At 35.3% G+C, this 14,956-nt stretch carries 13 protein-coding genes; 5 read left to right on the top strand and 8 right to left on the bottom strand.

The window, feature by feature from the left end; translation table 11 throughout:
• Positions 1 to 8: 8 nt before the first annotated feature.
• The 8 genes from OOK92_RS06650 to OOK92_RS06685 all read right to left on the bottom strand — a co-directional run bounded on the left by OOK92_RS06650 (position 9) and on the right by OOK92_RS06685 (position 8,776).
• A complete protein-coding gene (locus OOK92_RS06650) occupies positions 9 to 1,946 on the bottom strand; it encodes a DUF4815 domain-containing protein (protein WP_264735616.1) in 1,938 nt (645 codons plus the stop codon).
• Positions 1,947 to 1,952: 6 nt separating this feature from the next.
• Entirely contained in the window at positions 1,953 to 2,636 is a 684-nt protein-coding gene (locus OOK92_RS06655) for a hypothetical protein (protein ID WP_141456755.1), read from the bottom strand.
• A 90-nt stretch (positions 2,637 to 2,726) separates the two neighbouring features.
• Positions 2,727 to 4,775: an AAA family ATPase gene (locus OOK92_RS06660; protein ID WP_264735617.1), complete on the bottom strand. Its 2,049-nt coding sequence runs from the start codon at positions 4,773 to 4,775 to the stop codon at positions 2,727 to 2,729.
• A gap of 17 nt (positions 4,776 to 4,792) precedes the next feature.
• Complete coding sequence (locus tag OOK92_RS06665; protein WP_264735618.1) at positions 4,793 to 6,043, bottom strand: AAA family ATPase; 1,251 nt, start codon at positions 6,041 to 6,043, stop codon at positions 4,793 to 4,795.
• On the bottom strand, positions 6,028 to 6,528 hold the full coding sequence (locus OOK92_RS06670; protein ID WP_182364992.1) for a hypothetical protein: 501 nt from the start codon (positions 6,526 to 6,528) through the stop codon (positions 6,028 to 6,030). Before OOK92_RS06670 ends, OOK92_RS06665 begins: the two co-directional genes overlap by 16 nt.
• Positions 6,529 to 6,565: 37 nt before the next feature.
• On the bottom strand, positions 6,566 to 7,354 hold the full coding sequence (locus OOK92_RS06675) for an AAA family ATPase (RefSeq protein ID WP_264735619.1): 789 nt from the start codon (positions 7,352 to 7,354) through the stop codon (positions 6,566 to 6,568).
• A gap of 11 nt (positions 7,355 to 7,365) precedes the next feature.
• The gene (locus OOK92_RS06680; RefSeq protein WP_264735620.1) at positions 7,366 to 8,187 is read right to left on the bottom strand and encodes an ATP-binding protein; all 822 of its coding nucleotides are present in this window, start codon (positions 8,185 to 8,187) and stop codon (positions 7,366 to 7,368) included.
• A gap of 94 nt (positions 8,188 to 8,281) precedes the next feature.
• Positions 8,282 to 8,776 (bottom strand): sigma-70 family RNA polymerase sigma factor, encoded by a 495-nt coding sequence (locus OOK92_RS06685; RefSeq protein WP_010962699.1) that lies wholly within the window; start codon positions 8,774 to 8,776, stop codon positions 8,282 to 8,284.
• A 582-nt stretch (positions 8,777 to 9,358) separates the two neighbouring features.
• On the opposite strand from OOK92_RS06685, the gene OOK92_RS06690 reads away from it, so the two are divergent.
• From OOK92_RS06690 to OOK92_RS06710, 5 genes are all read left to right on the top strand, one after another.
• On the top strand, positions 9,359 to 9,811 hold the full coding sequence (locus OOK92_RS06690; RefSeq protein WP_226079873.1) for a crossover junction endodeoxyribonuclease RuvC: 453 nt from the start codon (positions 9,359 to 9,361) through the stop codon (positions 9,809 to 9,811).
• 103 nt (positions 9,812 to 9,914) lie between these two features.
• Positions 9,915 to 11,135, top strand: a complete 1,221-nt coding sequence (locus OOK92_RS06695; RefSeq protein WP_264735621.1) for a DNA modification methylase — start codon at positions 9,915 to 9,917, stop codon at positions 11,133 to 11,135.
• 22 nt (positions 11,136 to 11,157) lie between these two features.
• On the top strand, positions 11,158 to 11,637 hold the full coding sequence (locus OOK92_RS06700) for a hypothetical protein (RefSeq protein ID WP_264735622.1): 480 nt from the start codon (positions 11,158 to 11,160) through the stop codon (positions 11,635 to 11,637).
• 8 nt (positions 11,638 to 11,645) lie between these two features.
• On the top strand, positions 11,646 to 13,130 hold the full coding sequence (locus OOK92_RS06705; RefSeq protein ID WP_264735623.1) for an ankyrin repeat domain-containing protein: 1,485 nt from the start codon (positions 11,646 to 11,648) through the stop codon (positions 13,128 to 13,130).
• Positions 13,130 to 14,953 carry a phage terminase large subunit family protein gene (locus tag OOK92_RS06710; protein ID WP_264735624.1) on the top strand — a complete coding sequence of 608 codons (1,824 nt, stop codon included), beginning with the start codon at positions 13,130 to 13,132 and terminating at the stop codon, positions 14,951 to 14,953. Before OOK92_RS06705 ends, OOK92_RS06710 begins: the two co-directional genes overlap by 1 nt.
• The last annotated feature ends 3 nt before the right edge of the window (positions 14,954 to 14,956 follow it).

Raw genomic sequence — 14,956 nt, forward strand, 5'->3', positions numbered from 1 at the left:
TTTTTCCTCTATGCCATAGGTATAATAGAAATGCCATCAAATTTTATTTCCTTAAGCTTTTCATCTGGCTCAAAACCTTCAATCTCAAAATTTTGAGTTGCTTCTCGCATAAATTCAGTTTCGTATGAGGTACTTGACAGCAGCTCTGTTGTTTCTTTAACATTAAACACTCTGGTTACTGGACTTTTCCAATTTGTTTTTACCTCCGTCCAGTGATCAATATTTTTATTTAAAGTAATTTGTGCTGGTACTGGATCAAAAGCTTGATACGGATTAATTCTTTCTCCTTTAGTCTGTAAGAGCTGTTCTAGTACCGGCTCAAGTTCATACGGCAAAAGATATCTTTCCCCACCTTTTTCAATATCTGCAACTTCTACATCTATTGGCAGAACTAGCTCTCTATTTACTATTGCTGCAGACTGCGAAATTCCTTGATCACGCATATCATCATCGAAGAACGAATCAACAAATACTCCTTTTTTGGTGGTAGGTTCTCTTGAATTTGCATCACTGCGTAAACGTTCCTCTGCAACTAGAGCATAAAGATCATTTATTCCTTTTTTCATTGCTTCAAGCTCATTCATCGGTACAGCATGAATAGCATTATTCACTATTTTTACCCCTTCTTTTTCTCCGTTTTTCCATGTTTGGTGAATGTAGCAGAGCAAAAGTTGTCCGCTAGGCGCTTTAGGCATTGATGGTCTCCAAGAATGGGAAATTCCTTTTATCCTTCTTATTGTGCCTTTTGCATCTATAGTAATTAAATCAAAGCGGGGCATTTTCCAGGTGTAATCAATCAGAACCAAGCTGTTATCAACTGCTCCTTTTACTTTACACCCCTCTTCACTTATATCTTCAGGAATTACATGAGTGCGGCAGCGGTAAGTTATTTGATAACTACTTCCAGGAGCTGGTTCTTTACCTGGTAATGACCAATCAACGTTTCCTGCATTTAACTTATAGTCTGTACTATTTTCATAAATAACATTGCCTTGTTTAACTTGAATAATCTCAAGTACTGCAGAATCAGGTATCGGATCAACAGCTCCTGAGTATGAACCATGAGTAACAGTAGTGGTTTTCTGAACAGTTATATCTACTTTTTTAATTTCACTTATTGGAAAATCATTAACTTTAAGTTCCATTACTCTTTGGCTATTTGGCTGAAAAGTATGTGGTTCTGATTCAACTGATTTTATATTCGGATCTTGATCAAAAGAAACACGAATACTATGAGGTAACTCAATTTCATAACCATCAACATGAGCTTTGCCCTCATTAATCACAAATATTTTTTTTCCCTTTTCGTCTCCCTCTTCTCTCTGCAAACACATTACTTCTAGACCATTTACAACGTAGGAACCATTTGCCTCTTTGTCATAACGAGCAAGCGCAGTAGTTACTATATTTGCTTGTGGTGGCGGTGAATGTTCTATCAATACTCCATTTTCAATATTGTAAATTGGGTAAAATTCGCCATTTGTAGAGTTAACAGTAACACTTTCTACTTGGTATCCCCAAATGGTGGAAACTTTAAGCCTTGCAGCTCCTACTTCCTGATAGTTTCTTGTACCAACAGCAGGATCACGAAGATTTTCGTCCTCAAGTTCTGTAATGGTAGATTCTAGGTAATAAATACCTATACGAACTGTGGTACTCAGTGGAATAACAAACTCTTTTGCCTCTACTTTTCTCACCGCTCCACGAAGATAGATTTTTCCTGACTCAAGTGTAACTTTACCAGTTTCTCTATCTATAATACAATTGCTTCCTGTTATAACATCACCATCACGAAATATTGCATCACCTATGCCTTTAAGCTTAGAAAGAGCATACTCCTGAGTCTCATTTAATTCTGCAGACTGTAGACCTCTTCCTGCAAGGAACAAACTTTTTTCGTACTCTTTGTCAGGATTAAAGCGGTTATAATAGGCGTTTAAAGTCATTTTATTCTAAAAGGTTACAACAAATGAAAAAGTTTCCCGAGTTGCAGATGTTCTGATAAGTGGTACAGTGTGTTCTAAAACTAATAAGATCCCTGGGTCTTCTATATCTTGTGGTTCAAAATACCTCTGTCCTATAGGTAATTCTTCTTTTACTTTAGTACCAACCATAACCCCTAATTCCCGTATAACTTGATTTGCTGCGTTTGTGAAATCGAAAGTAAATTTGAGATAGAGATTATTAGTTGGTACATTTGAGGGCCTAAACCTTCCAGATGGAGTTATAAGTTCACCGTTTTCATCACCTGTGCAGAATAGCACTTCGTCTGCAGTACGTCTGCCAAGTTCATTGAGCAGCTTTTCAGAAGTTATCAGCTCTGGTGGTGTGCTTTCACTATACTCTACAGTAACTTTATCACTTACTGGAATAGAGCTATTTTCCGTAAGTTTTATTACACCAGTACTGCCATTAACTGTATAGTCAATACTTGGCTGATAAGTTGTTTGCCCTGTAAAAACCTTCACATCTTTAATAGGTTGATGATCAAATTTTATTTCACCCTTAACGAAAGTTTTTTCTACTTTGTGGCTACTTTCCCAACTTGAATCACCTGTTCCCCAAGCAAGATGGATAGATTGCTTTTTGATGCTTGCTGCTATTGCTGCTCTTCCTGACTGTGTGAGTATTGACATTTTTAATTAAGCCCCCTATATTATATATGTACGGTGAGTTCAAAATTCGTCCGCAAAAATCAAAATATTTTTTTATATCAGAAAAATTTTTTAGGAGAATAGTTCAGCTCCACAGCTAAACTTTCCAACGCCGCGAGCAAATGGTCCGCTAGGAATGTCAAGCCATTTATCTTCTTTTGAACCAGTAGCCATTCCCTTAACCAGCTTCCGTGTTTGTAACAGCTCTTGAACTATACGCTCCATTCTATCTCTTCCTATACTGTGAAACTCCTCAGGTAGTCTATGCCGCTGTTTATACACTCCTGTACTTCCTGTATGGGTAAATGGATGTCCAGAAATTGCTGCTCGTGTAATTGCAGTTATAAGATGCTGCTTTGAATCTTTTTCGTTCATATTTTTTATTCTTAATCTTTCAGTTATGTCCTCTAACAATCCTGTTTCTTCATTTCTTAAATAAGTGCGTAAAGTGCGATCAGCCAAACCGTTTGCTTTAACAATTGCTCCATAAAATAATGCGTTCTGTCTTACAGATTCTCCTATTGATTTAAAAATTGTCGGTTTAGCTGCATCTTCCACAGACCAAAAAGCGTATGAACACCTAACACCATTAACAAGAGCAGATGTACCTCTAATGGCATCACGTGCTTGCTCAACAGTCGATATAGGTTTTTCACTTTTTGGCTTTCTCATATGATGGGCAGTAATTATTGATGCTCCAGTGCTACCTGCTAAATCAGATAATAAAGACATCAAATAATCGCCTACGGCTGGGTCAGTATTTAAATCAGCATGCACAAATGATGCAAGTGGATCAAATACGATTAATTTTAAGTCTTTTATTTTATTAAGTTGTTTTGTTATAGATTCAAATTCAGGAGAAGTCTCTATAACTTTACCTGAAACACTCTTTATGATTGTAAGTGATCCACTAACATTTGGTAATGGTACAATAAAGAGCCTATCTTTATATTTTAATCTTTCGCATTGCGAATCAAGACGCTCTAAACGACGATGTATTTCACTCATATCATCTTCTGCTGAGAAAATTACCACAGATCCATGTTCAGTAACTAAAGGACCAAAACCACATGGCTGATCTTTTCTACTCGCAACTTTCAGTGCTAAATCAAGCAGAAGCATACCTTTGCCAGTATCTCCCATCGCAGCTAGAATAGATGTTACTCCTAAAGGAAATAACCCTTCAACAAGAAACTTTTGCTCTGGTACTGGACCTATAAAACGTTCTACGCTCCATTCTTGAATATTAAGCAATTGCTTAACGATGATTTTTTTCGAGTTATTTTCAATGAATTCAGGAATATTCATCTTTTCTTCTATACCATCAGCTGAATCCCATCCTTTTGGTTTATTGTCAGGTATTTCAAGAAGAGTAAGTGATAAAACACCAAGAAAAGTAAGCTTTTTCACAACTTTCTCAGCATATTGTTTACCTGGTTCATCATTGTCTGGCCAAATAATAACATGCTTACCCTTAAGTGGTGACCAGTCTGTTTTTTCTATTTGTGCATTTGCTCCTAACATTGCAGTTGTGGCAGTTATACCTTGCTCTATCAGAGCATCTGCACACTTTTCACCTTCAACTAAAATCACCTTATCAGATTTCATAATACCTGAAATATTATATAAAGGCCTGATCTGTGGTGGAGTAAAACTAGACCTTTTTACATCAAAAGGAAGATATCTTTTTCCTGAATCAGTGTTATAACGATAAACTGTAGCAATCACTTGATCACTTTCATCGTAATAGTTCCATGATGCCGTTGGTTGCCCCAGAGTGTTATTTTTTTCCGAATAACCAATCCACTTAGCAATATCTTCTATCGTATCAGTAAATTGATTTTTTCCAGTAACAGCAGCCCAAAGATCAAAAATATCTCCTCCTTCTCCGGTAGAAAAATCATGCCATAATCCGGCTTTACTGCCAGTTAACTCCACTATCATACTTTTTCCTTGATTGCCTTTTAGATCACCTACATAGAACTTATCACCACGAAAAGTTCCTCTTGGCAGTAAATAAGAAAGACATGACCTTATATTTGATAGGAGTTGAGTTCTTAACTGTTCTTTCTTCCCTAATAATTTATAATGTCCATTTCTTTGTGAACAATAAATATCCATACCTACCTGAAGAATTTTTATGTTCTAGCTATAACGTTAGCAGTTTTCCAACATCCATTAATCTTATTGATGAATTTTGTTGGTATAGATCTACCGTTTCTAAGTTCATATACTACTTGCAAGATATTTGTACGTTTATTGGGTTGAAATATTACTATTCCAGATGTATAAAAACTTCTTAAAGCGTTAGCACCAACGAGAGCTTGAAATGGATTCTTTTCCAATATAGAGGTAGGTACTTTTTTGGTGTGATTTGTGATGATTATTCCAGCCATAGGATTAATCTTGGAACGTAGTTTTTCTATTGCATGCTGCAGACCATAGTTAACGGAATTATAAGGAGAATCAATCACAACTAAATCAAACTTTTCCTCTACCATATTTTTTATTTTTTCTATACCTTCTTCATTTAAGGTCAAATTCATCTTGTTCGTCACAATTAAGTTTTCTGTTGCTAAATGAGGAAGTTTGTTGAGTTGTTGTATACGTTCTCTAATGTAATCATATTCCATTTCGTTTTGTAGATAGAATATTTTTAGCGGTCTTGTAGGCTTCATGCCAAGAAATGATCTTCCTGCTGCCAGATGTACTAATAGAGAAAGAAGAAAATGACTTTTGCCAATCTTTGGAGTACCACCTATGACCAAAAGACCACCTGGTGTCAAAATTCTTGGGCCTATTATATCTTGTGGCATTGGTGATTTGTCATTTAAGTAATGGTTTACAGAAAATGCTTTTCCTTCGTTTTGTTTTTCTTGTAATATGGAACTTCTTTCATCTTTACTGTTCAACCATGTTTCAGCAGAATCTATATTACCTTTAACTAAAGTCCAAAGGTCTATTATATTTCCTTTCTTTTCTTCGATCAGGTTGTACCAATTTCCTGCATTTTCTCCTTCCATTTCAACTATTATCTTATTTCCATTTCTACTGCCAATATAGAATTTATTTTGGTAAGATTTGCCTTCAGGTAACAAATAAGATAAACAATCTTTGATATTATTAATTAATAATGATTTTATTTTTAAAGCATTTTTAGATGAAAAATCCATAAAATTCTCCTTGTTTATTCCAAATTTGTTCAACATATTTTTTAGACGTTTAAAGTCAAGATTAGCCAGCTCACAAACAGTTTCAAAAGATCGTGAGCGAATCCATTGACAAGCCTCTTTTTTAAGTTTAGGGTTTTTTCCTGCTGCATCCTGAATAGCTCTAGTAATAACAGCAGCCCACAACTTTCCTTCGTCATACTTCAAAATGGCAACCAATCATCTTGAAAACTTTTTTGTAATTCTGGAGTAATAACTGTAGTAATCCTATTTCTATCTCCGTATGTATTATTAGTTTCAACGCCTACTTTCGCTGTAAACTCTAAATCGTTGAAATCAGCTATAGAGTTGATTTTTCTAGCAGTAACTGCTTTCTCTGAAGTGTCATTTGCATGAATATTTCTGGATGATTCCAAAATACTACGCAGCATAGAACGTCCAGATTCTCCCCAGATGTCTTCTTCACCTTCTGCTTTGCCATTTTTGATACCTATAATCTGAAAAATCTTGCGTTTTGCATATGGACCTTCAGTGACAGTAAATTCAGTGTTTAAATAGATGCTGCCAGTAGTGTAGTTTTTAGTGAACCAATTTTCATAACCTCCAGGCTTTATTGCCATTTTTACCTTGACTATTGTACCTTTCGGTATTAAACTGCTCTGCAGTTTTGCATTATTAAAATCAGTTAAAAAATCTTGTAGCATACGCTCTCCTATAAGTTGACTTTAAAGTGAAAGTTAGCTATTCCATTAGCTGCCAATGACCATTTATCTTATCGACAAGTTTGTTTGGCACGCGTTCACCATTGCGAAGCTCAAATACTATCTGGCGTGCACTGCTTTCTTCATCATGAGCAAACATCACCATACCAGTACTGTAAAATCCACGTAAAGATCCAGCACCACTTAGGCCTTGAAATGGATCTTCTTCGAGCATCTTTTTCGATAATTTTTTTGTATGATGAGTGAGTACAATACAAGCATCTGGATTGACAGCACTGCGTAGCTTCTCAAGAGTCTTTTGCAGAAAGAACAGCATAGCACTATTATCATTTTCATTCCCATATTCACTGCTAAAGATGTTACGTAATGGATCTATGGCCAAAACATCAGGTTTAAAGCGTTCATTTACAATCTCCTTAATTTCACTTATTTCATCATGATTAAATGATAAGTGCACTTTTGGCGTAATGATTAAGTTGTTAGCAGCTACATTCAAAAGTTCATTATCAAGTTGTTGCAAACGTTCTTTCATATATTCATATTCAATTTCAGTTTGCATGTAGAAAATTTTTAAAGGTCTATTTGAAACCATACCAAGAAAAGAAACACCTGCAGCCATATGAACGAGCCATGAAATCAAAAAGTCACTTTTGCCGATTTTAGGTGGGCCACCCAGTACCAATAAGCCTCTTTTTGTTAAAATTCTTGGTGAGATTATATCCTCTGGTATTGGCGATCGATCGTTCAAGTATTCTTTCACACTGAAAAAAGGAATTTTTTGACCAATAGTTAAAAAGTTTTGTAGCATATAATAACCTCCTATATGTTGGGCGTAACAGGTTGAATTGCAAAAGCTTTAGTTTTAATTTTTGTAAGAAGTTTTCCTAGATGCGGTTCTTCAACCATATTAAGGCAACCACTTCGATCTTTAGCAGGATATCCCCAAGAATTAATCGTCTGACAGACAAATGAACGAACCTCTGTACCATCATCTTTCTTGATTCCAACCATGCTAATTACTTCATCAACAATGCCAGGAATTTCACTTGCGGTTTTAGCACCTTCACATTGAGGTAGCCAAGTCGAGCGATTGAAATCATCAAGGTATTGCCCAAGAGTTCCAACTATAATGATGTCTTTATTTGGAATATGTTGAAACTGATTGAGCCAAGCCATCATCTCTTGAGCAAGTAACCCGTAAGCAGCTCTCATATCTTGTTTTCCTGATCTTTCAGAAAAAGCTTCAGGTTGCATTTTTGCCCACAATAGACATAAACGCGAGGCTACTGTAATACTATCGATAAAAATACATCGATACTTGAGAAACTCTGAAGCAAGCTCTTTGTATTTACTGGATACATGCTCATAGTGTTTTTGGCTATATGCTGAGTCAGATTTTAACGCAGGATTAGGACCACCTATGAGACATGCAATATCTCTTGCCTCATTCCAAGTACGAATACTTACAGAATCCCCTTGCCAATCTTGAACAGCAAGTAAACCTGCCTCAAAATCAAGACAAAGTGTTGGTTCATTTATGGTTTTTAAGAGACTAGTTTTACCTATACCATAAGGACCAAAGATGACCATTTTTATACCTGTTTGAACTTTTAGCCGTTCATTGCTGTTCATTATTTTCATTTTTCTTCCAGTACCTAAATATATATGTACGATGACCTAGGCAATTCGTCCGCAATTTGCAAAAAAAAAATTTTGAGCAAATATAATCGAGAGCTTATAACTTCTCTAAAACTGAGAATTTATTGCGTATTCGTTCTAGTGTGCGATAGATAGTTGTCTTTGGTATTTTGGTTATTACAGAAACTTCAGTAATAGTAAATACCTTAAGTAATTGACATAAATTACTATCTTTTTCAGACAAAGTTGAAATTATATTATTTATGTCAGTGCGAATTATCGCTTCGATTTCCGAGTTCCTATGATCTGGAATATCGTCGTTTATATCATCAAAAGTTATATTACGTTTTAGACATAACTGATTGCGTAACATATTGCGAGCACAATAATTAGCTAATCTAGCAACGAAAGTACTAAAACTACTTCTTTTCTCATCGTGCTGGTTAAGATATTGCCAAACCTGACAAAAAAGCTCTTGTTCTATATCTTCGAGACTTTCGTTAATAAAACAGCTTTTGGATTTAAGGCGCGAAGCTTGAAATCTCACATGTTTAACAATTGTAGAATCGATTCCTTGATAAGAATTCTTCATAAAAACTCCAAAAGTTTCATGAATAGAGATTTTTACCAAGACTTTGTATGACTAATTTATTATAAAAAAGTAGTAATAATTTTTTTATCTAAAAGAATAAAATCTTTAAAGATTAAAATAAGATTTAAACGTTTTGATACACTACTGAAGCTACTTTTTCATAGGTAAAAAACTACCAATTTCGTACCTAATTTCTGAATTACTAATTAGTATTTCAGAAAGCAGTAATCGTTAAGTTATTGATAATATTGTCTTTTTTATGTTCTATTCCTAAAAGCCGTTTCTAAAGTTAAGTGGCTAAAATCGGCCAGTGAAGAGGATTTACGGATTACTGAAGTCTTATATATATTATATATATATTTAAATACAGGTAAAATATAATATATGATAATATAATAATATAAATATTGGCGTAATATAAGTTATGTAAAATAGTTATTAAGATAAGTAAAAACTCAAATGGCAGGATATGAAATTTTTTTTAATTTTTTTTCAAAATTGCGGACGAATTTGCGAGTCATCGTACATATATATTATACAGGGCATTGAACTTTAATTACACAAAGGAGTTTTTGTACGTCAATCTTAACACTAGATCTCGGCAAACAAACGGGCTGGGCAATTCTAACAGATGGAGTAATTGAAAGTGGAAGCAAAAGCTTTCATGGTAGCCGTTTCAGTGGAGGTGGAATGTGTTTTTTAAGTTTTCACAATTGGCTTAATTCTTTGAAACATGAGTTCACTGCAGTGTATTTTGAGGAAGTAAGAAGACATCTAGGAACTGATGCAGCGCATTGCTATGGCGGTTTTCTCGCAGTTCTGTCTGCTTGGTGTGAAGAGAACAATATTCCCTACCAAGGTGTTAATGTTAAAACTATAAAACGCTTTATAACAGGCAAAGGCAATGCAAGTAAGAGTGAAGTTATTGAAGCGATACGTGAAAAAAGTTTTTCACCTAGAGATGATAATGAGGCCGATGCTTTGGCATTAATGTTCTATATTAGTAAAGATATTAATAAGACGAAAAATCCATAAAAAGTGGGTCCTTTCAGCCAGAATGGCGGATTTGGTGGGTTTGACCCCAGGCCTTCTTTAGCGTCAGAGATATTTTGAATATTAACTTTTTAATTATTAAGATATGAATTTAGCAATCCACTACTATCCTGTTGAAAACCTCGTCGAATATAAGCGTAATCCTCGTAAAAATGATGACGTAGTAAACAGAATGTGTGCTTCTATTCGAGAATTCGGTTTTCGTATTCCAATAGTTGCAAAAAGCGATGGAACTGTGGTTGATGGTCATTTAAGACTTAAAGCAGCAAGAAAACTTGGTATGGAGAGTATTCCAGTTGTTTTAAGTGATAATTTAAATGAACCACAAACCAAAGCTTTTCGATTACTGGCAAATCAATCAGCTAATTGGGCAAAGTGGGATGATGATCTTTTAAAGGTAGAAATTCAAGAGTTAGAAGATTTGCAGTTTGATCTTAAAATGACTGGATTTGAATTAGAAAAAGTTCAAAACTTTCTTGATGATTTAGATGATGAAAAAGAAGATCTTTCTGACTTAGTTGTTGATGACAAAAAGGTAGAAATAACAAAACCAGCTGATCTATGGATTTTAGGTGATCATCGAATCTATTGTGGTGATAGCTCTTTAGTTGAATCATATAAAGCGGTATTAGATAATAAAATGGCAGATATTACCGTATGTGATCCTCCATATAACGTTGATTACGGTAGCAGTCAGGAGAGAGAAGAGAAAAAAATATTAAATGATAATCAAGGTGAAAAGTACGAACTTTTTCTCTACGACATCTGTTCCCATATTTTAGCATATACGAAAGGTGCAATTTACATCTGCATATCATCATCAGAGTTTTCAACGTTACAAAAAGTATTTGAGGAAGCGGGAGGGAAATGGTCAACATTTATCATTTGGGCAAAGAATCACTTTACGCTAGGAAGATCAGATTATCAAAGACAATACGAAGCAATGCTCTATGGATGGAAAAGCGGCAATAAACGTGAGTGGCATGGGGGTAGAAATCAAAGTGATCTGTGGTTTTATGACAAACCAGTGCATAACTCATTACATCCAACAATGAAGCCAGTAGAGCTAATGGAAAGAGCAATAGTTAATAGCAGTAGATCAGGAGACATAGTACTTGATCCATTTAGCGGCTCTGGAAGTACACTGATTGCATGTGAGAGAACAGGAAGAATTTGTAGGACAATAGAGCTAGATTCAAAATTTGTAGATGTAACCATAAAACGTTGGCAAGTATATACCGGAAGAGATGCCCTTTTAGCCAGTACTGGTAAAACTTTTGCAGAAATTCAAGAAGAAAATTCGTAAAAAGGAGCAAAGGAGGAAAAGAGTGGAAAAAATCACACAAACGGAATGGGCAAGAGAGATAGGAGTATCAAAGCAATATGTCTGTTATTTAGTAAAAAAAGGAATAGTTGAGTTGGAGGATGGTTTGATCGACCGAGAGCAAGCAAATGAAGCGGTAGCAGCAATAAGAGATCCAAGTCAGCCACTGAGGAGGAAAAATCCAGAAAATACAAGTAACCTTTCCACGATGTTGCTAAAAACTAGAATAAAAAATGAAATGGAACGAGGTAAACTGCTTGAGGCAAAAGCTAAGGCTGAAATAGGAGAACTTGTAGCAGTAGAGGAAGTAAAGCGCGATGCATTTAACGTAGCAAGAGTTGTCCGTAATAATTTGCTTAATATTCCAAATAGAGTTTCAGCACTACTTGCATCACTGAGTGACACTGAAAAGATTCATATGGCGCTCACTGAAGAGATTACAAACTCATTACAAGAATTATCTAATACTAAATTTCAAATATAAAAAAGATTTTGAATAGAAAATGGCTAAGTTTAGAGTTAATAAAGTGTCTCATTAATCAACCTGGATTAGATGTTAATGTTAGAGGATTAAATGGAAAGACACCACTACATTGTGCTATAGAATTTGATGAATTAAGCATGGTGGATTTGTTACTCACGAAGAAGAATATTAATCCTTTTGTAGAAGATAATGATGGTAAAACATCTCTTGATTACGCCAAAGAAGAGAAAAAAGCAGAAATATTGAAAGCGTTAATTAGTAATAAATACGGATCAGAACAAGATAGCTTACTTCACTTAGCTGCAATGATAGGTGAAATTAATGCAGTGAGATATTTGATCAGAAAAGGTATTGACGTTAATGTACGAAATGCTTTGCATCATACGCCATTACATCTAGCAGCAGGGATAGGACATGCAGAAGTTGTAAAGATTTTGATAAGAGAAGGAAAAGCTGAAATCGAGGTTTTTGATGCACGAAATCAGACACCGATGCACTATGCAGTTAACAACAAAAAATTGGAGATAGTAAAGTTATTACTGGAGCTAGGAGCAGATGTAAATAGCGCACGTGTAGGACAAAACTCGATGAAATTATCACCTATTCATATAGCTGTAAGTAATACTAATTACGATGAAAGAGATTTGTGTCTTGATATTCTCAAATGCTTAATAAAGGAGCCTAATGCTCAAGTAAATTTGCAAGACTACGAAAATAAAACGCCACTACATTACGCTGAAAGACTTAAAACAATAGAAGTTTTACTAACTCGAGAAGATATAGACCCTCTGGTAAAAGACGATAGCGGCAAGACACCATTTGATTACGCTAAACCTGAGATAAAGAAGGCTTTGATAAGTAATAAATACGGTTCTGAAAAGAGTAGTCTACTACATTTAGCTGCACAAAGAGGAGAAATTGAGCTTGTAGAGTCTATCTTAAAAGAAGAAATCGATATTGATATTTCAAATAATAAGAGTCTATCACCGATTTACCTTGCTGCGGAAAAAGGGCATTTACATGTAGTAAAGTTATTGCTGAAAAAAGGAGCAAATTATACACCTGTTTTACATTTAGCAATTAAATCAAACAATTTAGAGTTACTTAAAGTTTTATTTACTGAAAAAAATGGTGCATTGCTCTGCAGAGATACCGTTATTAATTTTCCAACCCTTCATAATAAATATATAGCACAGAGAGAAATAGCAGATAAAAGGATGAAAAAACATAATAATATTATCTGCATCTGTATTACAGTTAGCGCAGTAGCAATGGCAGCATATATAGGTTTAACAGCAACAACAATAAGCAGTGCAATCATTTTTGCAACAATAACAGGGATATTTGCGCTTGTTATAGCAATAATGATAAGTGAGATGAGCAAAAGATGTATAGAAAACGAATTTCAGAAAAAGATGTTTATAGAATTGGAGGAGTGTAGTTCTACTGTTAATGGTGTCGAGATAGAACCAATTATGAGTAGATGCAGATAATGATATACGCTAGAGCTTTTTCTGAAGGTTTAAGACCAGATCCTCAGCTTAAAGTATCAGAGTGGGCGAATGAGTATCGAGTTTTAGCACCAACTGCAGCATCAGAGCCAGGTAAATGGAGAACGGAAAGAACTCCTTATTTAAAAGAAGTCATGGATTCGCTATCTCCATCTTCGTCAGCGGAGAAAGTAGTATTCATGAAAGGAGCACAGATTGGAGGAACAGAAGCAGGAAATAATTGGATAGGCTATATTATAGATCAAACACCAGGTCCAATGCTAGTAGTACAGCCAACAGTTGAAATGGGAAAACGTTGGTCAAAAGGAAGATTTGCGCCACTGATTGAAAGTACACCATGTTTAAAAAGTAAAGTAAAAGACCCAAGATCAAGAGATTCAGGGAATACTGTACAAAGTAAGGAATTTCCAGGTGGAATAGTAGTAATAACTGGAGCAAATAGCAGTGTAGGATTGAGATCTATGCCAGTAAAGTATCTCTTTCTTGATGAGATTGATGCGTATCCAGGAGATTCAGGAGGAGAAGGAGATCCAGTACTGCTTAGTATTGCTCGAACTAATACATTTGCACGGCGAAAGATTTTTTTAGTGTCAACACCAACGATTCATGGAATAAGCAGAATTGAGAAAGAATTTGAAGCAACAGATAAGAGATACTTTTTTGTTCCATGTCCGCATTGTAATTACTATCAAGTTTTAAAATGGTCACAAATAAAATGGGAAGATAAAAATCCAAATACAGCACACTATATATGTATAGAATGTGGTAAAAAGATAGAAAATCATCAAAAGACAGAGATGCTTGAGCGTGGAGAATGGAGAGCTACTAATAGAGTAAAAGGTGAGAAAAAAGGATTTCATCTTTCCAGTCTTTATAGTCCAGTAGGCTGGTATAGCTGGACTCAAGCAGTAGAAGATTTTCTTCATGCAAAAGAAAGTGAACAATTACTAAAAGTATGGATAAATACTACGCTTGGAGAAACCTGGGTAGACAAAGGAGAAGTACCAGATTGGAAGCAATTATTTAACAGGAGAGAATTTTTTCCCGTAGGCACAGTACCTAGGAGAGAAGTGGTGCTTACTGCAGGAGTAGATGTCCAAAAAGATCGTTTAGAAGTAGAAGTTGTAGCATGGGGAAAAAGCCGCGAAAGTTGGTCAATAGAATACCGAGTATTTGAAGGTGATACTGGAAGAGGAGAAGTATGGGGAAAACTCTCTGAGCTCTTAAATCATCATTTTATCGGTGAAAATGGTCTTGAATACATGATAAGTATGATGGCGGTTGATGCTGGGTATGCGACACAAGAAGTATACAATTGGGTAAGAGGTCATCAAGGCTCTGGAAGAGTAATGGCAGTGAAAGGTGTAAATAAAGCTCTAGTACCACTTAGCAGCCCAAGTAGAGTAGATATAACAGTTGGTGGTCAAAAGCTAAAAAGAGGAATAAAGCTCTGGCCAGTGGGAGTATCGATTTTAAAGTCAGAACTTTTTCAATTACTTAATGTTTTAAAGGACGGTGAAGAAGCTCCAGCAGGATACTGTCATTTTCCCGAGTATGCACCTGAATATTTTAAGCAGCTAACGGCAGAGCAATTAGTCAGCAAAGTAGTAAAAGGTTATACCAAACAAGAGTGGCAAAAGGTAAGAGAAAGAAATGAAGTATTAGACTGTAGGATTTATGCAAGAGCTGCATCGATAGCACTGGGAATAGATAGATGGCCAGAGAGTAAATGGAATAGTTTAAGTGAAAAACCAGAAAGTAAAAAATCAAAGAAAATAGTGAAAAGCAAATGGATCAGCGAGTAGTAA

Source organism: Wolbachia endosymbiont (group A) of Rhinocyllus conicus (assembly GCF_947250775.1).
GTDB lineage: Bacteria > Pseudomonadota > Alphaproteobacteria > Rickettsiales > Anaplasmataceae > Wolbachia.

Bases quoted from the DNA above. Each gene is read 5' to 3' on its own strand.
- OOK92_RS06650 (WP_264735616.1), bottom strand. From the start codon at position 1,946: ATGACTTTAAACGCCTATTATAACCGCTTTAATCCTGACAAAGAGTAC.
- OOK92_RS06655 (WP_141456755.1), bottom strand. From the start codon at position 2,636: ATGTCAATACTCACACAGTCAGGAAGAGCAGCAATAGCAGCAAGCATC.
- OOK92_RS06660 (WP_264735617.1), bottom strand. From the start codon at position 4,775: ATGGATATTTATTGTTCACAAAGAAATGGACATTATAAATTATTAGGG.
- OOK92_RS06670 (WP_182364992.1), bottom strand. From the start codon at position 6,528: ATGCTACAAGATTTTTTAACTGATTTTAATAATGCAAAACTGCAGAGC.
- OOK92_RS06675 (WP_264735619.1), bottom strand. From the start codon at position 7,354: ATGCTACAAAACTTTTTAACTATTGGTCAAAAAATTCCTTTTTTCAGT.
- OOK92_RS06680 (WP_264735620.1), bottom strand. From the start codon at position 8,187: ATGAAAATAATGAACAGCAATGAACGGCTAAAAGTTCAAACAGGTATA.
- OOK92_RS06685 (WP_010962699.1), bottom strand. From the start codon at position 8,776: ATGAAGAATTCTTATCAAGGAATCGATTCTACAATTGTTAAACATGTG.
- OOK92_RS06695 (WP_264735621.1), top strand. From the start codon at position 9,915: ATGAATTTAGCAATCCACTACTATCCTGTTGAAAACCTCGTCGAATAT.
- OOK92_RS06710 (WP_264735624.1), top strand. From the start codon at position 13,130: ATGATATACGCTAGAGCTTTTTCTGAAGGTTTAAGACCAGATCCTCAG.